Below are 21,098 nucleotides of genomic sequence, written 5' to 3'. Positions count from 1 at the left end.
GGCCGGTCTCATTTGTTTATCCCGATCGCCCGGCGCGCCCGGCAGGGCCGCGGCCGCGCGATCAGTCGTCCATCCAAGGAGTTCACCGTGTCCCACGAGACAACCGAAACCTGGCTCACCCAGGAAGCTTTCGACCGCCGCAGCGCGGAGCTCGAACAGCTGGCGGGAGCCGGAAGAACCGAGATTGCCAAGAAGATCGAGGCCGCCCGCGAAGAGGGCGACCTCAAGGAGAACGGCGGCTACCACGCCGCCAAGGAGGAGCAGGGCAAGATCGAGGCGCGCATCCGCGTGCTCACCGAGCTGCTGCGCCACGCCAAGGTCGGCGAGGCACCGGAAAGCACCGGGATCGTGCAGTCCGGAACGGTGGTGACCGCGACGATCCTCGGCGACGAGAGTGTCTTCCTGCTCGGCAGCCGCGAGATCGTCGGCGAAGACAGCGACCTCGATGTGTACAGCGAGGGAAGCCCCCTCGGCGCGGCGATCCTCGGCCACAAGGTCGGCGACACCACGAGCTACATCGCGCCGAACGGCAAGGAGATCACCGTGCACATCGTGAAGGTGGAGACCTACACGCCCTGACCCCACGGTCGTGCCGTCACCGACTCAATCCGGTGACTGTGCCCGTTCGTCGTGAGTGTGCTCGCTCGACCGGGCACGATAGCGACACGGGGGCACAAGTGGCTGTCGGGTCGGGCCGGGTGGGCGCCGGGTGGCGCCGGCTCGATCAGAAGTCGATGCGTGGCTCGTAGCCCGCCTCGAGGAGGTGGCCGAGCACCCGCTGGACGTGCTCCGGTCCCCTCGTCTCCACGCTGAGCTCCAGCTCGACCTCGCTGATGAGCGAATTGCGGCTGTGACGGGTGTGCAGCACCTCCACGACGTTCGCGTTCGCCTCGGAGATCAGCTCGGCGACCCGCGCCAGCTGACCCGGGCGATCGGGAAGCATGAGCCGGATCTTGAGATAACGGTCGGATGCCGCGAGCCCGCGGGAGAGCACCCGCTCCATGACGAGGGGATCGATGTTGCCGCCGCTGAGGATCGCCACCGTGGTGCCCGAGTTCACGACCTGGCCGGTGAGGATCGCCGCGACCGACACGGCCCCGGCCGGCTCGACCACGAGCTTCGCCCGCTCGATGAGCACGAGCATGGCCCGCGCGATGTCGTCGTCGGTGACGGTGATCACCTCGTCCACGGCGTTCTTGATGATCTCGAAGTTGAGGATGCCCGGCTTGCTCACGGCGATGCCGTCGGCGATCGTCGGGCTGAGGGTGATCTCGGTCGGCACTCCAGTGCGGAGGGACAGCGGGTAGGGCGCCGCGTTCGCCGCCTGCACCCCGATGATGCGCACGGTGCGGCCCTGGGTCGCGAACTTCTGCTTGAGCGCGCTGGCCACGCCGGAGATCAGGCCGCCGCCGCCGATCGGCACGATGACGGTGTCGAGGTCGGGCACCTGGTCGAGGATCTCCAGGCCCAGGGTTCCCTGGCCGGCCACGACATCCGGGTGGTCGAAGGGCGGGATGAGCACGGCTCCGGTGGACGCGGCGAACTCCGCGGCGGCGCGCAGCGGCTCGTCGACGGAGTGCCCGCGGAGAATCACCTCGGCCCCGTAGTTGCGGGTCGCCTGGAGCTTGGGCAGGGCGACACCGACCGGCATGAAGATCGTCGCAGCGATGCCGAGCTCGCGGGCCGCGAAGGCGACCCCCTGGGCGTGGTTTCCGGCCGAGGCGGCCACGACTCCGCGGGCCTTCTCCTCGTCGGTGAGCTTCGCGAGCCGGTTGTACGCCCCGCGGATCTTGTACGAGCCAGTACGCTGCAGGTTCTCGCACTTGAGGTAGACCGGTGACCCCAGCACCTCGGAGAGGAACCGCGAACTCTCCATCGGCGTGACCTCGGCAACGCGCGCGACTACCGCTCGCGCGGCCTCGAACTCGGCGAGGGTCGGTCCGGCAAGGGTGGTGTCAGGCACGAAGAACGTCCTTCGGGGTCGGGTCTTCGCCGCTGCGCCAGTCCCCGCGCGCGACGTAGTTGAACATTACGTTGAGGGTCGCCACGACCGGGACAGCGAAGAGCGCCCCGGGGATGCCGGCGAGGAAGCCGCCGGCCGCCACGGCGAATACCACGGCCACGGGGTGTACCTTCACGGCGTTGCCCATGATGAACGGCTGCAGCACGTGGCCCTCGATCTGCTGCACCGCGATCACGCCGATGAGCATGATGAGGCCCGCGAGGGGTCCGTTGTAGACGAGGGCGATGAAGACCGCGATGATGCCGGTGAGCACGGCCCCCACGACCGGGATGAACGAACCGAGGAACACGGCGATCGCGATCGGGATCACGAGGGGGAGCTGCAGGGCGAAGGCGACGAGTCCGATGCCCACCGCATCCACGGCCGCGACGAAGATCTGCACCCGCACGAAGTTGGTGAGGGTGCCCCAGCCCGTCTGGCCGGACCCGGCGACCGCCCGACGAGCCTTGCGCGGGAACAGCCGCACGAACCAGCCGAAGATGCCCCTGCCGTCGATGAGGAAGAAGAGGGTGGCGAACAGGGTGAGCAACAGGCCGGCGAGGAATCGACCGGCCGATGAGCCGACGCTGAGCGCCCCCGAGACGAGCTGCTGGCTGTCGTTCTGGATGCTCGCCAACGCGTTGCCGAGATAGGTGTTGATCTGCGACTCCGTGAGGTGCAGCGGGGAGTCGAGCAGGAATCTCTTGAAGTCGTTGTAGGCGGTGATGGTCTGCGCCTGCAGATCGGGGAATCCGCCCCGGATCTGGAACACCACGAGCACGATGAGGCCCGCGACGATCGCGATGAGTCCGACCTCGGCGAGGGCGACGGCGAGCCACTTGGGCCAGCGATGCCGCTGGAGGAATTGCACGAACGGCACGAGGAGGGCCGCGAGCAGAATCGCCACCATGAACGGCACGACGATCTCGCGAAGCTGGATCACGAGGAAGACGAAGAGGGCGATCACGCCGGCGAGCGCGAGGATCCGCCATGACCACGCTCCGGCCACCCTCATTCCGGCGGGGACGGCGTCGTCGGGCTGCCAGCGCTCGGCGGGAGCCAGCGGCCTGTTCCGTCGTCCGAAAGTCACCCGGTCAGTCTACGTCCGGCTGTATGCGCGGTGCGGTATGCGACGGCGCCCCGTGTCATTCCTCACGTTCGCTCACCGCGACCGGGTGGCCGGCGAACTCGATGAAGACGGGCTCCCCCGACACCGGCCGTTCGCGCACGTCGTGCTGCACGAACAGCAGCGAGTCGTCGGCCAGGCGCACCTGGGTGCGACGGAGCGAACCGAGGAAGCTCGACGCGACCACGGTGGCCGGGATGCCGCGCGACCCGAGCGCGATGTCCTCCGGCCGGATGTAGGCGGTCACCGGGCCGTCGGCCGGCGCCGTGCCGAGCACCGGGAGCGTCGCGCCGTAGGCGGTGACTGTTGCGCCGGCGAGAATGGCCGCCACCGGATTGCTGAGCCCCACGAAGGTCGCGACGAAGGAGGTCGCGGGCTGGGTGTAGAGCTGCTCCGGGGAGCCGATCTGCTCGATGTTGCCGTCCCGCATCACCGCGACCCGGTCGGCCACGGCGAGGGCCTCCTCCTGGTCGTGCGTCACGAACACCGTCGTGATGCCGAGCTCGGTCTGGATGCGCCGGATCTCGTCGCGCAACTGCACGCGCACCTTCGCGTCGAGGGCGGAGAGCGGCTCGTCGAGCAGGAGCACCCGCGGGCGGGTGACCAGGGCCCGCGCCAGGGCAACGCGCTGCTGCTGACCGCCGGAGAGCTGGTGCGCGTAGCGGCCGCCGAGGTGGCCAAGGCCCACCATCTCGATGGCGTCGACGGCCCGGGCGCGACGGCTCGCGGCATCCACTCGGCGCATCTGCAGGCCGAACTCGACGTTTTGCGTCACCGTCATGTGCGGGAAGAGCGAATACGACTGGAAGACCATTCCGATGTCGCGCCTGTTCACCGGCAGCCCGGCGACATCCGCGCCGTCGATCCTGATCTGGCCGTCGGAGATCGCCTCGAGGCCCGACAGTGCGCGTAGCACCGTCGTCTTTCCGCACCCGGACGGACCGAGCAGCGCCACGAGCTCGCCGGGAGCGATGGACAGATTGACGCCCGTCAGTGCCCGGTGCCCCGCGTAGTCCTTGACGACGTTGCGCAGTTCGACGGCAGCGCCCTCCCGGGCGAGCGGGATGGCCTGGCTCGCCGTAACCGCGGGCGTCGCGCGAGCGGCGTTGCGTGCCGAGCTGCGGGTGTTTGTCATTCTGGCCTCCGGGTGAGCCGTCGAGGGCCGCCGCGGCGCGGTCGCGGTGAACCCGACCCGAGGCGTCCGATGAATACGAGAAGGACGAAGGCGAAGATCAGCGCGAAGAGCGCGAAGATCACGGCGACGTATGGGTCGGTGTGCTGCACGAGGATGAGCGCCGTCTGAAAGGTGTTTTGACTGAGGAACGACGCAATCGTGTACTCCCCGAGTACCACGGCGATCGTGATGAACACCGAGGAGAGGATGCCCCGCCGCAGGTTCGGCAGGATCACGCGCGTGAGCACGCTCGTCCAGCCCGCTCCGAGCGAGCGGCTCGCCTCGCTGAGCACCACGACCTCGATCGCCCTGAGGTTCGCCGCGATGGGACGGTAGGCGTACGGGAGCACGATGATTCCCACAGCGAACGAGAGCGTCCAGGGGTGGCTGCCGAAGATGCCCGCCACGACGGAGTAGACCGGCACGAAGCCGACGACGAGCACGATGGACGGAATGGTGATCGGGATGATGCAGACGAACTCGAGCGCCCGGCGGAGGCCGGGGAACTTGAGTTCGACGAAGATCATGGTCGGCAGCAGCAGTACGAGCACGATGAGCACCGTGATCGCGCAGATTCCGATGGAGTTGACGATGCCCTGGAACAGCACACCGTATGCCCGTGAATTCACCGGATCGAAGACAGCGACGAAGTGCTGGAAGCCGTAGGCCTGCCGCCCGTCCACCGGCTGGCCGACCCTCAGCGAGAACTCGATCATCGCCACGATCGGCACGAGGAAGACCACTCCCACAATTCCGAGGATGATGCCGCGGACGACCCGGCCGGGTTCCGCCGCGAAGCTGCGAGGCCCAACGGGGCTGCCCCTCACCGCCTTCGGTGCAATCGGGTCGCTGGTCGTGGCCGTGGCCGTGGAGACCGTCATCGCTGCCACCTCGATGCCCGACGCTGGAGCGCCGCATACGCGGTCATGAGCACGATCATGACGACCACCATTCCGAGGGCGAGCACACCGGAGACGTTCGCAACGCCGACCACCGTCTCGCTCGATGACTGTTGTTTGATGGCGAGCGGGATGATCCCGCCCTGGGACAGCAGCGCGGCCGCCGTGGCATAGGACGAGAACGAGTTGGCGAAGAGCAGGATCAGGCTGCCGAAGAACGCCGGAGCGAGGATCGGCATCCCGATTCGTGTCCAGTAGGTGAGCCGCGTTCCGCCGAGCGTCGCGCTCGCCTCGGCCCACGTGCTCTTCAGACCCTCCATCGCCGGCATGAAGGTGAGCACCATGAGCGGAACTTGGAAGTACAGGTAGACGATGTTCAGGCCCGAGATCTGATAGAGCAGTGGACCCTGGTTGTTGAAGTTAAGGAACACGTTGTCGGCCAGACCGGACGAGATCAGCCACTTCGTGATGAGTCCCTGCTGGCCGATCGTCGCGATGAAGGCGAACGCGAGCATGACGCCGCCAAATTGGGCGAGCACGCTCGAAGCCGAGTCGACAGCAGTGCGCAGGAAGCCGTCCGAACGGGTTCCGAGAAGCGCGAAACACACGACGGCACCGATCACCGCGCCTGCCACCGCCGTGAGCGCCGAGATGCCGATCGACGCGAGGAAGGCCTTCTGGATGTTCGGGTCGGCGAATGCCGCGAGGTTCGCCAGGGTGAAAGCCCCGGCGCGGGTGAAGAACCCGCTGCCCACCGCCAGCACCGCGGGCACTGCAAGGAAAAGCAGCACGTAGCCCGCGAACGGCAGGAGTCCGAGCCAGGCCACGCTGCGGCGCCGGGGAGTCGAGACCCCGGCGCCGCTCGTCGTGGTGGCTGGCGCGATGGCGGCGGCAGACATCATCGAGGTGGTTGTCAGCCGATGGCGGCGGCCCACTTGGCGGCGAGCAGGGTGCCCGCCGTCGTGGCCTGGTCGGCGGTGAGCTGCACGAAGTCCTTCGGAGCCGCCCCGACGGTCTCGAGCACCTTCGCGTCCACGGTCTTCGCGGACTCCATTGCTGCCAGCGTCGCCGGGTACGAACCCGAGGCGAGGAAGAGGTTCTGCACGGCGGGCGTGTAGAGGTACTCCTCCCAGAGGCGCGCGGCCGCGGGGTGCGGTGCGTCGATGCTGATGGCCTGGTTGTAGTAGCTGCCGAGCGCAGTGCCTGGCAGCACGACGGTCTTGAAGTTCGGGTTTCCGGCCGCGCCGCCCGCCGCGCCCCACGCGAGGTTGTTGAAGCTCCACTGGATGACGACCGGGGTCTCGCCCGAGACCACGGTGGCCTGGGTGGGGGTCACGGCCAGGAAATTGCCCGCCTTCTTGAGCTTGGCGAAGAAGTCGACGCCCGGCTGGATGTTGCTCGCGCCCCCCTTGTTCTGCAGGGCGGCAAGGTACACCGCGCTCGCCGCCTCGTTCGCCTGGGTCGGGTCGCCCTTGATGGCCACCTTGCCCTTGAAGTCGGAGCCGAGAAGATCGGAGATGGACTTCGGCGCCGTCTTGATGACCTTCGAGTCGTAGCCGACCGACATCAGGCCGGTGTAGTCGTAGAACCACTTTCCGTCGGTGGCCTTGAAGTCCGCGGGGATATCCGCCCAGTTGGCCACCTTGTACGGGGCGACCATGTCGAGGTTCTGCTGCAGGACTGCCGTGCCGAGGTCGAAGACGTCCGGAGCGGTCGACTGGCCCTTCTGCGCCTTCGCCGCGGAGATCTCGTCCGCGCTCGACCCGTCGGGGTTCGCCGAGTTGATCGTGATCTTCGGGTACTTCTTCTCGAAACCGGCGATGATCTTGCCGTAGTTGGCCCACGACGGCGGGAGGGTGATGACGTTGAGCTGGCCCTCCGCGTTGGCGGCCTTCACGAGGGCAGGCAGACCGCCGAGCGCGGCCGCGCTCGTCGCGGTCTTGGCATCCACCGTTGCGCCGCTCGAGGTGGAGCTCGACGGTGCGGCGGTTCCCGCGCACGCGGTGAGCGAGACGGCGGCGGCCACCAGGATGGCGGCGCCGGCGACATAACGCTTGCTGATCACGATTCTTCCTCCAGGCGATCTCCCCTGGGCGCTCGCGCTGTGGGGCGAACATTTCGGATACCAGGGAGGACCTCTGATGATGCTCACCACCGATCGTGACCGGAATGAGGCACGAGGGTTAACGTCGAACCAACGACTGGCGACGATCAGTGGCGATCAGTACAGAGCGCCGATGACCTTGCGCGCGAGTCCGAGTGAAATCGTCATGCCGACCCCCGAGGTGACCGTCACCACCGTGACTCCGGGTCGGAGCTCGTGCACGAGGTAGGGATGCAGCGGACTCGACGCGTAGACCCCCTGCCACCTCTCCAGCACCCTGAGGGATCCGACACCGAGCACCGCCGCGACTCGATCGAGAAGGAGGGCGCCGGTCTGCTCGGCGAGGAACGGCGGCATCGAGATGTCGTAGCGGTGGCTGTCCCCGACGATGAGAGTGCCGTCCGGTCGCTGGACGAACATGAGGTTCGCGTCGATCTCGAGCAGGGCAGGTTCCGCCGACTCGAGGTGGGTGCGAAGGGCGCCGGCCGCGGCGGTTTCGGTGAACGCCGGGTAGCGCAGCATCGAGGTGCCGGTCAACACGGCCTCGCCGATGAGGAGGCCGGGCGGCGCCTCGACCCGCGCCATCTGCAGCCCGCAGCGCCGGATCTCGTGCCGCAGCGCCAAATCCGGGTAGAGGTAGTCGAGGTCGTGGCCGACGCAGACGATCGTCTGCTCTGCCCGGATCGCGCCGCGGGACGTGTCGGCGACGCCATCCGTCGCGCCGAAGAACGAGGTCTGCCAGAGAAAGGTGACTCCTGGCTGGTCAGCCAGCCAGGCCGCCAGGCTCGACACGGCCTCGCGCGGATCCACGCGCACGTCGTCGCGCAAGACGGCACCGCCCACGATGGCCGACCCGTCGCCGGCGGTCGCCGCGCCGACGGAGAGCCGGTCGCGGGTCCCCTGTGCGTCGAGCAGGCGAACCTGGCCCGGTTCGCGGGACTCCGCCAGCTCGGTGAGTACATCGAGCTCACGATCGTTGGCCGCCACGGCGATGGCCCCCGACTCGATCGAGAAGAATCCGGCAAGGCCGCTGTAGTGGAGCCAGCGTTCGCGGGAAACCTGAGCGAGCTCGAGCAGCTCCCCCGACTGTGCCGTGATGCAGCAGTGGCCGAAGTTGCGTACCGAGGCGCCGACGGCCCAGGCGTCCCGGTCGATCACGACCACCGAGAGCCCTCGGGACGCGGCTTCCGCTGCGTGGGCGAGCCCGACGATTCCCGCACCCACCACGAGAACGTCGCACTCGGCAATGGGGGTCGTGGTCGCCATGGTTGTCGACTGTGCGCGACGTTGCGTTCCGAGTCAAGGGGTGCCGCGCGTGTTCCGCCCGAGTTTTCCCACCGTTCATCTGGCACTGGTTGGTTGGTCGGTATCGGTCGCTCGGCCGCGAACCAGGGGAGCCCCGGATGATCGAACTCGTCGCCTTCGACATGGCCGGCACCACGGTCGACGACCACGGCCTCGTCTACGTGGCCCTCGAGCGCTGCGTCACCGATGCCGGCGCCACGGTCCAGCCACGAGACCTGCAACTCTGGATGGGGACCGACAAGGTCACCGCGATCGGCGCCCTGCTGGGCCTTGGCGGGGTGGAACCGACGGAGTCGACTGTCGCCTCGGCATTCGACGGCTTTCGCCGGATCCTCTCCCAGTCCTACCGGGATCTGCCGCCCGTCGCCCTCCCCGGCGTCGAAGCGGCGTTGCGCGAACTGCGGTCACGCGGTATTCGCGTCGCGCTGACCACCGGTTTCACGAGCGAGGTCGCGGAGGCCATCCTGCACTCCATCGGCTGGACCATCGGGCCGGCCATCGACGGCGCGGCGCCGACCGATGTGCTCGATGCCGTCGTGACGACCTCGGATGTGCCATCCGGACGCCCGGCGCCCTATCTGATCCACCGGGCGATGGAGCGCACGGGAATCGTCGATGTGCGCAGGGTGCTGGCGGCCGGCGACACCATCGTCGACCTTCTCGCGGCACGCAACGCGGGTGTGATCGGGGTCGGCGTCCTCACCGGCAGTCTCGGCAGGGCCGAGCTCGAAGCGCAGCCGCACGACTACATTCTCGCCTCCGTTGCCGATGTGCCCGGCCTCGCGGAGGCAACGGCCTGAGGCTCCGCCGTCGGTGGCTCGCGCTAGTGTCGGGGGCGATGATCACGACACTCACCGCAGCGCAGGCCCGGCGCATCGCCCTCGCCGCGCAGGGCTTCGGGCGCCCCCGCCCGGCGAGCGTCGGCACCCGGCAGTTGAATTCGGCGATCGACCGGCTGGGGCTCCTGCAGCTCGACTCGGTGAACGTCTTCGAGCGAAGCCACTACCTGCCGCTGTTCGCCCGCCTCGGGGCCTACGACAGGGGGCAGCTCGACGCGCTGACCTTCGCCCGCAAGGGTCGCTACATCGAGTACTGGGCCCACGAGGCGGCGATCATCCCCGTGGAGAGCTGGCCCCTGTTCCGGTGGAAGATGGCCGCCCTGCGGGCACGGTATTCGTCGATCGCCGGCGGCTGGGTGGAATCCAACCCGACGATGCTCGACTGGCTGCGCGCCGAACTCGCCGAGAAGGGGCCGCTCGCGGCGAGCCAGATCGAGCACGACGCCGGGGCGCGCAAGGGACCGTGGTGGGGCTGGTCGGAGGTGAAGACCGGCCTTGAGTACCTGTTCATGTTCGGCGAGGTGGTGACGGCCGGGCGCACCCGCTTCGAACGCACCTATGCCCTCGCCGACGCGGTGCTGCCGAGCCACATCCTCGACGCCGAGGTGCCGAAGGACGAGGCGATCCGGCGGCTGATGAGCGTCTCCGCCGCGGCCCATGGAATCGGAACCCTGAGCGACCTCGCCGATTACTTCCGGCTCAAGCAGGAGCCGGCGAAGGCCGCCGTTCGGGACCTCGTCGACTCCGGTGAGCTCATCCCGGTGACCGTCGCCGGCTGGAACCGGCCAGCCTGGCTGCACCGGGACGCGCGGATGCCCCGGCGAATCGAGACGACGGCGCTGCTCTCCCCGTTCGACCCGGTCGTCTGGCAGCGGGGCAGGGCCGAGCGCATGTTCGGGTTCCACTACCGCATCGAGATCTACACCCCGCCCGCCAAGCGCGTGTTCGGCTACTACACGCTGCCGCTGCTCGTCGACGATCGGCTGGTCGGCCGGGTGGACCTCAAGAGCGACCGGCAGAACCGGGTGCTGCGGGTGCAGGCCGCGTGGACCGAGGCGGGAGCACCGCCGGAGACCGCAGCTCGCCTCGCCCCCGTGCTGCGCGAGACCGCAGCCTGGCAGGGACTCGACGGCATCGAGGTGATGGGCCGGGGCGATCTCGCCGGCGCGATCGCCGCCGAGCTCGGCGTGCCGGTGGCCGAGCCGGGCGCCTAGAACCGGGCAGCGCCTAGAACTCGCCGCCGATCTTGTGCAGCCGCGCGATGCGGTCCGGCAGCGGCGGGTGGGTGCTGAACAGGCGGCTCATGAACCCGGGCCTCGAGGGGTCGGAGATCCACAGGTGCGAGGTGCTCGAGTTCTGCCGCCGCATCGGTCGGCCGAACTCACCGAGCTTCTGCAGCGCGCTCGCGAGAGCATCCGGGTTTCTCGTCGTCATGGCGCTCGTCGCGTCGGCGAGGTACTCGCGCTGGCGGGAGATGGCGGCCTGCACGCCGGCGGCGACGAGCGGGGCGACGATCATCGCCGCGATGCCGAAGATGAGCACGACGGGGTTGCCGCCGCCGTTGTTGCGGTCGTTGCTCCGGCCGCCGAAGAACGAGAGGCGCAGGAAGATGTCGGCGATGAAGCCGATCGCCACCACGAGGCCGAAGACGATCATCGAGACCCGGATGTCGTAGTTCTGCACGTGGCCCATCTCGTGGGCCATCACGCCCTCGAGCTCGGAGTCGTCCATGATGTCGAGCAGACCGGTGGTGGCCGCGACGTAGGCGTGCGCCGGGTCGCGGCCGGTGGCGAAGGCGTTCGGGGCCGGGTCGTTGACGATGTAGACCCTGGGCATCGGCAGGCCGTCGGTGATGGCGATGTTCTCCACGATGCGATACAGGCGGGGGTTGTCCGCCTTCTGGATCTCCTGGCCGCCCGAGATCGAGATCGCGAGCCGGGACGCGGCGAAGTACTGGATCACCGCGTACACCGTGGCGATCACCAGCGTCCAGATCGTGATCGCCGGGCTGCCGTAGATGGCCCCGGCCAACCAGCCGAGTCCGCCGATGATCACGATGAACAGCAGGATGATGAAGACGGTGTTGCGTTTGTTTTTCGCTATCGCGCGATACATGGTGGTCTCAGCCTGGGGTGATCAGCACAACGAAATCGAGGCGCGAGTGCGCTCGAGGGAATTCCACCGACCGGGCCTAGAACTGCACGCGGGGCGGTTCGGCGATGGCCGCCGCATCCGCCACCTCGAAGAACTCGCGCTCGTGGAAGCCGAGGCTGCGCACGTACAGGGTGTTCGGGAAGGTCTTGATCTTGGTGTTCAGTTCGCGCACGCCGCCGTTGTAGAAGCGACGCGAGGCCTGGATCTTGTCTTCGGTGTCGACGAGCTCGCCCTGGAGCTGCAGGAAGTTCTGGCTGGCCTGCAGCTGCGGGTAGGCCTCGGCGACCGCGAAGATGCTCTTCAGCGCCGCCTGCATGTGGTTCTCGGCGACGGCCGCGTCGGCCGGGGTGCTCGCGCTGATCGACTCGGCCCTGGCCTGCGCCACGGCCTCGAAGACACCCTTCTCGTGGGCCGCGTAGCCCTTCACCGTCTCGATCAGGTTCGGGATGAGGTCGGCGCGACGCTTGAGCTGCACCGTGATGTCGCTCCACGCCTCGTCGACACGCACGTTCAGGCGCACGAGCCCGTTGTAGGTCGACCACAGGTAGACGCCGATGATGACGACCAGCAGGACGATGATGCCGACGACGATCAGAGTTTCCATTGCTACTCCCTCGGGGAAGTGCGATTCTCGCCCCAGGACAGGAATGGCAGGGCGGGCGGCGCACATTCGAGACAACTATAGCCAAGGTCATCTGCGCTCTCACCTCGTTCGCGGCAAGCTCCGAGACAACTCGTAGCCCCCGCCGATCTCTCGGGTCCGACGGCCCTTGACAGCGCCTCCCCCGCACGCGGAGAGTTCGAGCTGTGACCAACTACCACGGACCGGCCATCATCATCGACAGGCTGCACGTCTCGCGCGGACGGCGCAAGGTGCTCCACGGGGTCACGGTCTCGGTGGAGCCCGGCCAGGTGGTGGGTCTCCTGGGGCCGAGCGGATGCGGCAAGACCACCCTCATGCGGTCCATCGTGGGGGTGCAGAGAATCGACTCCGGCACGGTGACAGTGCTCGGGAGCCCGGCAGGCACGCCGAACCTGCGTCGCCGGGTCGGCTACGTCACGCAGTCCGCGAGCGTCTACGACGACCTCACGGTGACCCAGAACCTCTCCTACTTTCGGCGGGTGCTCGGCGCCGAGCGCGGCGAGGTGGACCGGGTGATCGAGGCGACGGATCTCGGCGCCCACGCGTCCCAGCTCGTCGACACTCTCTCCGGCGGCCAGCGAGCGCGGGTCTCGCTCGCGGCCGCCCTCATCGGATCGCCGGAACTCCTGGTGCTCGACGAACCGACGGTCGGCCTCGACCCTGTGCTGCGGGTGGAGCTCTGGCGGCTCTTCCATGCGCTCGCGGACGAGGGGACGAGCCTTCTCGTCTCGAGTCACGTGATGGACGAGGCGACGCGCTGCGACCGGCTGCTGCTGATGCGGGGCGGGGTGCTGCTCGCGGACGAGACCCCGACCGGACTGCTCGAGTCGACCGGGGCGGCCGACACCGAGGACGCCTTCCTCACCCTCATCGCCCGAACTCCGCGCAAACGGGCGGAGGACGACTCATGAACGCGTCCCGCACCCTGGCGACCGCGCGGCGCGTGCTCCAGCAGATCCGCCACGATCCGCGGACCATCGCGCTTCTCCTGCTGGTGCCGAGCCTCCTGATCGGACTGGTCTCCTGGCTCTTTTCGGACACGGCGGTGTTCGAGCGGGTCGGCCCGGCGATGATCGCGCTGTTCCCGTTCATCGTGATGTTCCTCGTGACGAGCATCACCACGCTTCGCGAACGCCGCACCGGCACTCTCGAACGGCTGCTCACGATGCCGCTTGGCAAGCTGGAGTTCATCCTCGGCTACACGCTCGCGTTCGGGCTCCTCGCCATTCTGCAGGCCCTCGTGGCGGTGGGGTTCGCGGTGTGGCTGTGCGGACTCACCATCTCGGGCTCGATCTGGCTGCTGCTGGCCGTCGCCCTCGCCGACGCGATCCTCGGCACGACGCTCGGTCTGCTCGCGAGCGCCTTCGCCCGCACCGAGTTCCAGGTTGTGCAGTTCATGCCGGCGATCGTCTTCCCGCAGATCCTGCTCGGCGGGATCTTCATCCCCCGAGACCAGCTCCCCGACGTGCTGCACGCGATCTCGGACTGGCTGCCCCTCTCGCACGCCATCGACGCCCTCAACGCCGTGGCCGCCGACTCGGAGTCGGCGGAGTGGATCGGCGGACGGCTGCTCATCATCGGCGCCTTCGCGGTCGGGGCGATCGTTCTCGGCTCGGTCACCCTTCGCCGCCGGACCCCGTGAGAGCGCCGACCGCACGTCGCCTGCAGGGGTGGCGTCAGTGCGACAATTATCGTCGCGCCGCATACTGCAGTGCTCAGGAAGGACTTCGGATGCCGACGGCGACAGCACGGGAGGCGATCGAGCGACTCAGCCGGGTCGTGCCCGACTTCCCGACCCCCGGGATCACCTTCCGGGACCTCACCCCGGTGTTCGCGGACGGTGCGGCCCTGCACGCCGTCACCGATGCCCTCGTGGCGCCGTTCGCGGGCGGGTTCGACGTGATCGCCGGAGTCGAGGCACGGGGATTCGTGCTCGCGGCGAGTGCCGCATACGCGACCGGGCACGGCGTGGTCATGATCCGCAAACCGGGCAAACTCCCCCGCGCGGTGCTCACCGAGGACTACGACCTCGAATACGGCAGCACCACCCTCGAGGTGCACCCCGACGAACTCGAAAGAGGCGCCAGGGTGCTGCTCATCGATGACGTGCTCGCGACCGGCGGCACCCTCGCCGCGAGTTGCTCGCTCATCGAGAGATCCGGCTGGGTCGTCGCCGGAATCAGCGTGGTGCTCGAGCTCTCCGAACTCGCGGGAACGACCAGGCTGCCGGGTCGCCGCGTGCACTCGCTTGTGACGCTGTGAACGCCCCGCAGCCGAGCTACCCTGTTGCTGGAGGAAAGTCCTGATGGCCGTCACCACCGCCGGTTTTCGCACCTGGATGCTCAAGGGCCTCGTCGATCCGCGCGGCACGCACCAGGGGCCGCACGCCGAGACCCCCGAGAAGACCCACTCGTGGTGGCGGGTCATGTGCCTTACTGGCGTCGACTACTTCTCCACCCTCGGCTACCAGCCGGCCATCGCCGCCCTCGCCGCCGGGCTCGTCTCCCCCTTCGCCACAATCGTGCTGGTGGCGCTGACCCTGCTCGGCGCCCTGCCGGTGTACCGCCGGGTCGCCCGCGAGAGCTTCAAGGGCTCCGGCTCCATCCAGATGCTCGAAAAGCTGCTCCCCTGGTGGGCCGGCAAGCTCTTCGTGCTGGTGCTGCTCGGCTTCGCCGCCACCGACTTCATGATCACCATCACCCTCTCCGCCGCCGACGCCTCCGCCCACGCGATCGAGAACCCGTTCGCCCCGGCCTGGTTCCACGGCAACGAGATCGGCCTGACCCTCGTGCTGGTGGCCCTGCTCGGTGCCGTCTTCCTGCGCGGATTCCGAGAGGCGATCGGCATCGCGGTGGCCCTCGTCGCCGTGTACCTCGCCCTCAACGTCGTGGTGATCCTCGTGTCGATCGGCCAGGTGTTCACTCACCCCGTGGTCGTCTCCGACTGGTGGACGGCGCTCAATACGCAGCACGGGAACCCCCTCGTCGTGGTGGGCATCGCCCTCATCGTCTTCCCGAAGCTCGCCCTCGGCCTCTCCGGATTCGAGACCGGGGTCGCCGTCATGCCGCAGATCAGCGGCGACGCGACGGACACTCCCCAGAAGCCGACCGGGCGCATCCGCGGGGCCAACCGGCTGCTCACCACTGCCGCGCTCATCATGAGCGCGTTCCTCATCACCTCGAGCCTCGTGACGACCTTCCTCATCCCGCAGAAACAGTTCCAGCCGGGCGGATCGGCGAACGGTCGCGCCCTGGCCTACCTCGCGCACGAATACCTCGGCCCGGTGTTCGGCACGGTCTACGACATCAGCACCATCTGCATCCTCTGGTTCGCGGGGGCCTCGGCCATGGCCGGCCTGCTCAACCTCGTGCCGCGCTACCTTCCCCGCTACGGGATGGCGCCCAACTGGGCGCGGGCGGTGCGCCCGCTGGTGCTCGTCTTCACCGCGATCGCCTTCCTGATCACCATCGTGTTCCGCGCAAACGTGGATGCCCAGGGTGGCGCGTACGCGACGGGCGTGCTCGTCCTCATCACCTCGGCATCCGTGGCCGTCACGCTCTCGGCGTTCCACAAGAAGCAGCGCAAGCGCACCGTGGGATTCGCGGTCGTCTCCGTCGTCTTCCTCTACACGTCGGTCGCGAACATCATCGAACGGCCCGATGGACTGCGCATCGCGACGCTGTTCATCGTCGGCATCCTCGTGATCTCGATCGTGTCCCGCGTGCAGCGGTCGCTTCAGCTGAGAGCCACCTCGGTCGAGCTCGACGAGACGGCCCGCTCCTTCGTGATGGCCGACGCCGAGAACGGCAAGATCCGTATCATCGCCAACGAGCCCGACGACGGCACGGCCAAGGAATACCGCGAGAAGAACACGGACGAGCGCCGGTTCAGCCACATCCCGCAGCGTGCCCGCACGATCTTCCTCGAGGTGCACCCCTCTGACTCCTCCGACTTCGAGGAGGACCTCGTGGTGCGCGGGGTGGAGATGCACGGCTACCGGGTGCTCAAGGTGGAGAGCGGCAACGTGCCGAACACCCTCGCCGCCGTGCTGCTCGAGATCCGCGACCTCACCGGCGTCGTCCCGGACATCTACTTCGAGTGGACGGAGGGCAACCCGATCTCGAACATGTTCAAGTTCCTGGTGACCGGCACGGGAGAGGTCGCTCCGGTCACCCGCGAGGTGCTGCGCGAGTGCGAGAAGGATGCCAAGCGCCGTCCGTCGGTGCACGTCAGCTAGAACCCGCGGTCGGGCGGCAGCCGCGGATCAGGGGCCGAGAACCCTGTCGAGGTACGGGTTGGTGAAGAGGCGATCGGGGTCGAGCCGGTCGCGCACCGCCACGAAGTCGGCGTGCCGTGGATACACCGCGGCGAGCGCCTCGGCGTCGAGGTAGTGGATCTTGCCCCAGTGCGGACGGCCCTCGTACCCGCGCATGATCCGCTCGACGGCGGTGAAGTAGTCGACGTGGTGGTCGCGCACGTAGCGGTGCACGGCGATGTAGCCCGTCGGCCGCCCGTGCGCTGTCGAGAGCCAGTTGTCGTCGGCGGCCGCGACCCGCACCTCGACGGGAAAGGAGATGCGCCAGCCGCGATCGTCGATGAGCCGTCGGATGTCGCGCAGGGCGGAGGGGACCGCCTCGAGCGGAATCGCGTACTCCATCTCGGCGAACCGGGTCGTGCGCGGGCTCACGAACACCTCGTGCGAGCGGTCGGTGAAGGTGCGGTTGCCGTACACCCTCGTCGCCAGCCGATTGATCGGCGGGGTGAGCGCGGGAGCCACCCGGCCGAGAGTGCAGATGAGGGCGAGAACGCCGTTGCTGAGCACCCGATCCTCCAGCCACTCGGAGACGGCGCCGAGCGGCTCCCGGGGGGCGTCGCCCGGCAGACGAGTGTTGGTCTTGGTCATCACGCCGTCGGTGTGCGGCCACCAGTAGAACTCGAAGTGGTCGGCGACCGTGGCGCGCGCCTCGAAGTCGTCGAGCACCTCGTCGAAGCCCGCCGGTCGTTCCACCGCGCGCAGCAGGAAGGCCGGAACGCACTGCAGGGTGACCTCCACGATCACACCGAGGGCGCCGAGGCCCAGCCGGGCCGCCGGCAGCAGCTCCGCGTTGCTGGTGTCGCCGATCCGCAGGATCGATCCGTCGGCCGTGACGAGGGTGAGCGCGACAACCTGGGTGGCGAGTCCCCCGAACCGCGCCCCGGTGCCGTGAGTTCCCGTCGACGTCGCCCCGGCGATGGTCTGGCGATCGATGTCGCCCATGTTCTGCAGTGCGAGACCGAGGGGCTCGAGCAGGTCGGGCAACCGGTGCAGGTGGGTGCCCGCTCCCAGGGTGACCCGCGCGTTCGGCAGGTCGACGTCGAGCAGGCCGTCGAGCCCGGAGATGTCGAGCTGCACGCCGGGGGCCACCGCGATGCCCGAGAAGCTGTGCCCGGCGCCGACGGTCTTCACCGTGAGGCCGTGCTGGCGGGCGAAGCGCACGACCTCCACGACCTCGTCGACCGTCGACGCGCGCGCGGCGAACACGGGCAGAATCGCCTCGGTGCGCCCCCAGTTGCGCCAGCTCTCGCCCGGCCGGATTCGCGCGGTCGCGCTGTCGATGCTCACAGGAACGCTTTCCCCTCACCCCGGTAGGTCGGCGCGGTGCCGACGACCCTGAACCCGGACGCATCACCGTCCACGAGCGTGAAGGCGTCGAGGTGCTCGCTCAACTCGCCGGCCTTCGTGTGCCGAAGCCAGACCCGATCGCCGACCCGCAGCCGGGCGGCCGACTCTCCGCTGAGCGGGGTCTGCACCTCGCCGGCTGCCTCCCGCGAGATCATTCTCGTGCCCTCCGGCCAGGCGACGAGGGGCAGCCGGTCCGGCCCGGGCGGCCCGGAGGCGACCCAGCCGCCGCCGAGCAGAGTCGCCATCTGCGGCGTCGGCTTGCGCACCACCGAGAGGGCGAAGGCGGCCGCGGGGGCCGGGCTGAAGCGACGGTAGTGGTCGAAGAGGTGGGGGCCGAAGAGCCCGCTGCCGGCCGCGATCTCGGTCACCGCGGGCTCGGCGCTCGTGGTCTCGAGTGAACCGGTGCCGCCGCCGTTCACGAACTCGAGGTCGGCAAGCGCGCGGACCGCCGCGACGACCTCGGCGCGCCTGCCGGCGAGCTCGGCCACCGACTGGCGCTGCACCCAGCGCACGAGGGCGCCGCGCGCCGGGTCGCCTGCCGGCTCGTCGACGAGACCGGCGATCTGCCCCTCGTAGGCCATGAGGCCGACGAGGGAGAACCCCCGGCGGCGGACGATCTCGGCGGCAAGGTCGCGCGCCTGATCCACGGTGAAGACCGGCGACCGCCAGGGGCCGAGGTGCCCGAGGACCTTGGAGTTCCACGACGCGTCCAGTTCGAGGCAGACCCGGATGATGCCGCGTCGATCCGGGGGGAGCACCGCATCGATCAGGTCGAGCTGGGCCACCGAGTCCACCATGATGGTGACTCGGGAGGCGAGCCGCTCGTCGGTGGCGAGGCGGCGGATCGCGGCCCGGTCGGCGGTGGGGTAGCCGACCACGACATCCGCGATCCCGTCGTTGCCCTCGTCCCCCGCGGCGAGCCAGAGCGCCTCGGGCAGGGTGTAGGCGAGCACCCCGGCGAATCCGGGAAGCGCGAGCACCGCGTCGATCACCGAACGCACCCGCACCGACTTGCTCGCCACCCTGATCGGAGTGCCGTTCGCGCGACGCAGCATCTCGAAGGCGTTGTGGGCCAGCGCCGGCAGCGAGATCACCCCGAACGGCGGATCGAGCTCCGCCGTCGCCGCGTCGATCCCCGGCCAGTAGCGTGCCGGCGTGGTCCACGGAGTTGTCGACGGGTGGCTGAGCGAAATCGTCATCAGCGCACCGACCTGATCGGCAGCACGGCCGCGGCCCCGAGCAGGGCCGCGAGCGCGGACAGCACGAAGAGGCTCTGGAAGCCGGCGAACGCGGCCACCACGAACGCTCCGATCAGCGGCGCGACCGCCTGCGGAACGGCGGTCGCGATGTTCATGATGCCGAGGTCCTTGCCGCGAGTGTGCACGTCGGGCAACACCTGGGTGGCGAGCGCCTGGTCGACGGAGAGGAAGCAGCCATAGCCGAGACCGAGGATGCCGGCGGCGACGATCGCGACGGCGAACTCCGGCACGAAGGCGAGCAGGAGGGCCGCGACGCCCTGCAGCGCGGCGGCGACGAAGACGAAGACCTTGCGCAGGCCGAGCCGGTCGGAGAGCCTCCCGGAGACGAGGGAGGCGATCACGACGAAGACGAGATAGACGGCGACCAACACGAGCAGGTCGTCGCTCGCGTGCGGGCGGTGCAGCCCGTACTGCAGGAACTGCAGCAGCAGCGCGGTGCCGAAGGCGTTGCCGAAGTTGACCAGGATGCGGCTGAGCAGGGTCCAGCCGAAGTCCGGATGCTCGCGCGGGCTGATCCAGAATCCGGCGATCAGGCCGCGCCCGGTGAGGCGCGGGCGGTCCGCCGGCGCGAGCACGGCATCCGGAACCCCCAGCACGAACGGGAGCACCAGCAGCACGACGAGCACGGCGACGAGGGTGTAGCCCGCGAAGATGCCGAGCCCGAGAACCACGACGAGGAGCAGGCCGAGGATGGTGCCGATCGCCTGCGGCGCCGAGATCCAGCCGGAGACGTAGCCCCGCTGGTTCACCGGCACCTGGTCGGAGATCATCGCCGTGAGGGCGGCGGAGAGCACGCAGAAACCGACCAGGGCCACCGACCAGAACACGCCGATCCCCAGGATGCCGGTCTGGGCGCCCAGCGCGACGAGGCCGGCCGCGAAGAGGAGCGCGCCGCCGAGAATCCAGGGGCGGCGTCGGCCGAAGCGCGAGGTGGTGCGGTCGGACAGCGCCCCGGTGAGGGGGAACGCGACGAGGGCGAAGACGCCCGCGATGCCGGAGACCACGCCGAACGCCACGACGCTGTCCACCCAGTCCGACGAGTGCACGCGCGCCTCGATCTGCAGGGGAAGCAGCAATTGGATGGGGGTGAGCTGCGCCATCCACACCCCGAGCCAGGCCGCCGCGAAGAGGGAGATCCACCTGCCGCGGACCCGGGCCCGCGGTTCGGCGAACGGGGCCGGCGCGTGGGCGGTCTCGGGTGTCGTCATGGCTGGGGCTCCTGCGGGGTGGCCGGACGGGGGCTGGGGCGGGCGGGGCGCGCGAGCGCGGCGATCGTGTCTGCGGCGAAGTCCATGAGTCGCCCGGCGGCGACGGCATCCCGGTCGGCGAGCCAGGCGAGGGTGTAGCCGTCGTTGATGGCGATGAGGATGCGGGCGACCTCCTGCACGGGCCGCGACCAGGTGACTCCGGTGGCGAGCGCGCCGTACTCGAGCAGCTCGCCTGCCGCGGCGAAGTAGCTGGCGTACTGGGCGGCCGGCACCGCGTCGAGCTCCGGGGTGCGCAGGGAGTAGTTCATGAGTTCGAAGAGGGCCTGCTCCCGCTGCGGATTCTCCACCAGCAGGTCGAAGTAGGCCTGGAGGCCCGCTCGAACGGCGGTGCGGATGTCCGTGCCGGGGGCCACGGCGGCGAGCGTCACCCGCTTCTCGTTCGCCACGACGAAGGCGATGAGCTCCCGCATCATCTCGTCTCGGGAGCGGAAGGCGTAGTGGAAACTGGCGAGCGACATGCCCGCCTCGGCCACGATCGCGCGGGTGGTGGCCGCGGACACCCCGTCCCGGTCGATCACGGCGAGGGCGGCCTGGATCAGCGCGGCTCGTCGTTCGTCGGAGGGGACGCGGGTCATGCCTGGGCCCTCCATCTGGTCGGTCTGCGATCGGCCGAACTGGGTCGATCGTCCCAGTCGTCTGACTACGAATCATGGCGGTGATTCG

The 21,098-nt window shown here is 69.0% G+C and carries 20 protein-coding genes; 7 read left to right on the top strand and 13 right to left on the bottom strand.

Going from position 1 to position 21,098, the window contains the following annotated elements; genetic code table 11:
• Positions 1-87: 87 nt before the first annotated feature.
• The gene (gene greA / locus FVP33_RS06085) at positions 88-579 is read left to right on the top strand and encodes a transcription elongation factor GreA (RefSeq protein WP_147782740.1); all 492 of its coding nucleotides are present in this window, start codon (positions 88-90) and stop codon (positions 577-579) included.
• 145 nt (positions 580-724) lie between these two features.
• Here the strand turns inward: greA and ilvA are convergent, their stop codons facing one another.
• The 7 genes from ilvA to FVP33_RS06050 all read right to left on the bottom strand — a co-directional run bounded on the left by ilvA (position 725) and on the right by FVP33_RS06050 (position 8,571).
• Entirely contained in the window at positions 725-1,963 is a 1,239-nt protein-coding gene (gene ilvA / locus FVP33_RS06080) for a threonine ammonia-lyase (protein ID WP_147782739.1), read from the bottom strand.
• Positions 1,956-3,092 (bottom strand): AI-2E family transporter, encoded by a 1,137-nt coding sequence (locus tag FVP33_RS06075; RefSeq protein WP_246142192.1) that lies wholly within the window; start codon positions 3,090-3,092, stop codon positions 1,956-1,958. Before FVP33_RS06075 ends, ilvA begins: the two co-directional genes overlap by 8 nt.
• 55 nt (positions 3,093-3,147) lie before the next feature.
• Positions 3,148-4,263, bottom strand: coding sequence for an ABC transporter ATP-binding protein (locus FVP33_RS06070; RefSeq protein ID WP_147782738.1), 1,116 nt, complete (start codon positions 4,261-4,263; stop codon positions 3,148-3,150).
• Complete coding sequence (locus FVP33_RS06065; protein WP_147782737.1) at positions 4,260-5,183, bottom strand: ABC transporter permease; 924 nt, start codon at positions 5,181-5,183, stop codon at positions 4,260-4,262. The genes FVP33_RS06070 and FVP33_RS06065 overlap by 4 nt, the downstream gene beginning before the upstream one ends.
• Complete coding sequence (locus tag FVP33_RS06060) at positions 5,180-6,100, bottom strand: ABC transporter permease (RefSeq protein WP_187270627.1); 921 nt, start codon at positions 6,098-6,100, stop codon at positions 5,180-5,182. The genes FVP33_RS06065 and FVP33_RS06060 overlap by 4 nt, the downstream gene beginning before the upstream one ends.
• A 14-nt stretch (positions 6,101-6,114) precedes the next feature.
• Positions 6,115-7,266 carry an ABC transporter substrate-binding protein gene (locus FVP33_RS06055; protein ID WP_147782735.1) on the bottom strand — a complete coding sequence of 384 codons (1,152 nt, stop codon included), beginning with the start codon at positions 7,264-7,266 and terminating at the stop codon, positions 6,115-6,117.
• A gap of 156 nt (positions 7,267-7,422) precedes the next feature.
• Positions 7,423-8,571 carry a TIGR03364 family FAD-dependent oxidoreductase gene (locus tag FVP33_RS06050; RefSeq protein ID WP_147782734.1) on the bottom strand — a complete coding sequence of 383 codons (1,149 nt, stop codon included), beginning with the start codon at positions 8,569-8,571 and terminating at the stop codon, positions 7,423-7,425.
• Between the two features lie 137 nt (positions 8,572-8,708).
• Here FVP33_RS06050 and FVP33_RS06045 point away from each other — a divergent pair, with 137 nt between their 5' ends.
• Positions 8,709-9,410 (top strand): phosphonatase-like hydrolase, encoded by a 702-nt coding sequence (locus FVP33_RS06045; protein ID WP_147782733.1) that lies wholly within the window; start codon positions 8,709-8,711, stop codon positions 9,408-9,410.
• Between the two features lie 38 nt (positions 9,411-9,448).
• Positions 9,449-10,663, top strand: a complete 1,215-nt coding sequence (locus FVP33_RS06040; protein WP_147782732.1) for a winged helix-turn-helix domain-containing protein — start codon at positions 9,449-9,451, stop codon at positions 10,661-10,663.
• 13 nt (positions 10,664-10,676) lie between these two features.
• Here FVP33_RS06040 and FVP33_RS06035 read toward each other — a convergent pair whose 3' ends face one another.
• Together FVP33_RS06035 and FVP33_RS06030 are read right to left on the bottom strand one after the other, a co-directional pair.
• The gene (locus FVP33_RS06035; RefSeq protein WP_147782731.1) at positions 10,677-11,564 is read right to left on the bottom strand and encodes a M48 family metalloprotease; all 888 of its coding nucleotides are present in this window, start codon (positions 11,562-11,564) and stop codon (positions 10,677-10,679) included.
• A gap of 76 nt (positions 11,565-11,640) precedes the next feature.
• Positions 11,641-12,207, bottom strand: coding sequence for a LemA family protein (locus tag FVP33_RS06030; RefSeq protein ID WP_147782730.1), 567 nt, complete (start codon positions 12,205-12,207; stop codon positions 11,641-11,643).
• A 203-nt stretch (positions 12,208-12,410) separates the two neighbouring features.
• Between FVP33_RS06030 and FVP33_RS06025 the strand changes: the two genes are divergently transcribed.
• The 4 genes from FVP33_RS06025 to FVP33_RS06010 all read left to right on the top strand — a co-directional run bounded on the left by FVP33_RS06025 (position 12,411) and on the right by FVP33_RS06010 (position 16,483).
• Positions 12,411-13,157: an ABC transporter ATP-binding protein gene (locus tag FVP33_RS06025; RefSeq protein ID WP_147782729.1), complete on the top strand. Its 747-nt coding sequence runs from the start codon at positions 12,411-12,413 to the stop codon at positions 13,155-13,157.
• Complete coding sequence (locus FVP33_RS06020) at positions 13,154-13,888, top strand: ABC transporter permease (protein WP_147782728.1); 735 nt, start codon at positions 13,154-13,156, stop codon at positions 13,886-13,888. The genes FVP33_RS06025 and FVP33_RS06020 overlap by 4 nt, the downstream gene beginning before the upstream one ends.
• Positions 13,889-13,977: 89 nt before the next feature.
• The gene (locus FVP33_RS06015) at positions 13,978-14,508 is read left to right on the top strand and encodes an adenine phosphoribosyltransferase (protein WP_147782727.1); all 531 of its coding nucleotides are present in this window, start codon (positions 13,978-13,980) and stop codon (positions 14,506-14,508) included.
• Positions 14,509-14,551: 43 nt separating this feature from the next.
• Positions 14,552-16,483: an APC family permease gene (locus FVP33_RS06010; RefSeq protein ID WP_147782726.1), complete on the top strand. Its 1,932-nt coding sequence runs from the start codon at positions 14,552-14,554 to the stop codon at positions 16,481-16,483.
• A 27-nt stretch (positions 16,484-16,510) separates the two neighbouring features.
• Here the strand turns inward: FVP33_RS06010 and FVP33_RS06005 are convergent, their stop codons facing one another.
• Genes FVP33_RS06005 through FVP33_RS05990 form a run of 4 tightly spaced genes read right to left on the bottom strand, consistent with a single transcriptional unit; the run spans position 16,511 to position 21,010 of the window.
• Positions 16,511-17,848: a D-arabinono-1,4-lactone oxidase gene (locus FVP33_RS06005; protein ID WP_246142191.1), complete on the bottom strand. Its 1,338-nt coding sequence runs from the start codon at positions 17,846-17,848 to the stop codon at positions 16,511-16,513.
• Positions 17,845-19,107: an alanine racemase gene (locus tag FVP33_RS06000; protein ID WP_147782725.1), complete on the bottom strand. Its 1,263-nt coding sequence runs from the start codon at positions 19,105-19,107 to the stop codon at positions 17,845-17,847. The genes FVP33_RS06005 and FVP33_RS06000 overlap by 4 nt, the downstream gene beginning before the upstream one ends.
• Complete coding sequence (locus FVP33_RS05995; RefSeq protein WP_147782724.1) at positions 19,107-20,375, bottom strand: MFS transporter; 1,269 nt, start codon at positions 20,373-20,375, stop codon at positions 19,107-19,109. The genes FVP33_RS06000 and FVP33_RS05995 overlap by 1 nt, the downstream gene beginning before the upstream one ends.
• Positions 20,372-21,010: a TetR/AcrR family transcriptional regulator gene (locus FVP33_RS05990; protein ID WP_187270596.1), complete on the bottom strand. Its 639-nt coding sequence runs from the start codon at positions 21,008-21,010 to the stop codon at positions 20,372-20,374. The genes FVP33_RS05995 and FVP33_RS05990 overlap by 4 nt, the downstream gene beginning before the upstream one ends.
• Positions 21,011-21,098 lie beyond the last annotated feature (88 nt).

The sequence above is a fragment of the Lacisediminihabitans profunda genome (assembly GCF_008040105.1).
GTDB lineage: Bacteria > Actinomycetota > Actinomycetes > Actinomycetales > Microbacteriaceae > Lacisediminihabitans > Lacisediminihabitans profunda.
Note: the sequence above shows the minus strand (reverse complement) of the source record. Positions and strands in the feature narration are given on the sequence as shown.

Bases quoted from the DNA above. Each gene is read 5' to 3' on its own strand.
- FVP33_RS06070 (WP_147782738.1), bottom strand. From the start codon at position 4,263: ATGACAAACACCCGCAGCTCGGCACGCAACGCCGCTCGCGCGACGCCC.
- FVP33_RS06065 (WP_147782737.1), bottom strand. From the start codon at position 5,183: ATGACGGTCTCCACGGCCACGGCCACGACCAGCGACCCGATTGCACCG.
- FVP33_RS06060 (WP_187270627.1), bottom strand. From the start codon at position 6,100: ATGTCTGCCGCCGCCATCGCGCCAGCCACCACGACGAGCGGCGCCGGG.
- FVP33_RS06050 (WP_147782734.1), bottom strand. From the start codon at position 8,571: ATGGCGACCACGACCCCCATTGCCGAGTGCGACGTTCTCGTGGTGGGT.
- FVP33_RS06045 (WP_147782733.1), top strand. From the start codon at position 8,709: ATGATCGAACTCGTCGCCTTCGACATGGCCGGCACCACGGTCGACGAC.
- FVP33_RS06040 (WP_147782732.1), top strand. From the start codon at position 9,449: ATGATCACGACACTCACCGCAGCGCAGGCCCGGCGCATCGCCCTCGCC.
- FVP33_RS06035 (WP_147782731.1), bottom strand. From the start codon at position 11,564: ATGTATCGCGCGATAGCGAAAAACAAACGCAACACCGTCTTCATCATC.
- FVP33_RS06030 (WP_147782730.1), bottom strand. From the start codon at position 12,207: ATGGAAACTCTGATCGTCGTCGGCATCATCGTCCTGCTGGTCGTCATC.
- FVP33_RS06020 (WP_147782728.1), top strand. From the start codon at position 13,154: ATGAACGCGTCCCGCACCCTGGCGACCGCGCGGCGCGTGCTCCAGCAG.
- FVP33_RS06015 (WP_147782727.1), top strand. From the start codon at position 13,978: ATGCCGACGGCGACAGCACGGGAGGCGATCGAGCGACTCAGCCGGGTC.
- FVP33_RS06010 (WP_147782726.1), top strand. From the start codon at position 14,552: ATGGCCGTCACCACCGCCGGTTTTCGCACCTGGATGCTCAAGGGCCTC.
- FVP33_RS06000 (WP_147782725.1), bottom strand. From the start codon at position 19,107: ATGACGATTTCGCTCAGCCACCCGTCGACAACTCCGTGGACCACGCCG.
- FVP33_RS05995 (WP_147782724.1), bottom strand. From the start codon at position 20,375: ATGACGACACCCGAGACCGCCCACGCGCCGGCCCCGTTCGCCGAACCG.
- FVP33_RS05990 (WP_187270596.1), bottom strand. From the start codon at position 21,010: ATGACCCGCGTCCCCTCCGACGAACGACGAGCCGCGCTGATCCAGGCC.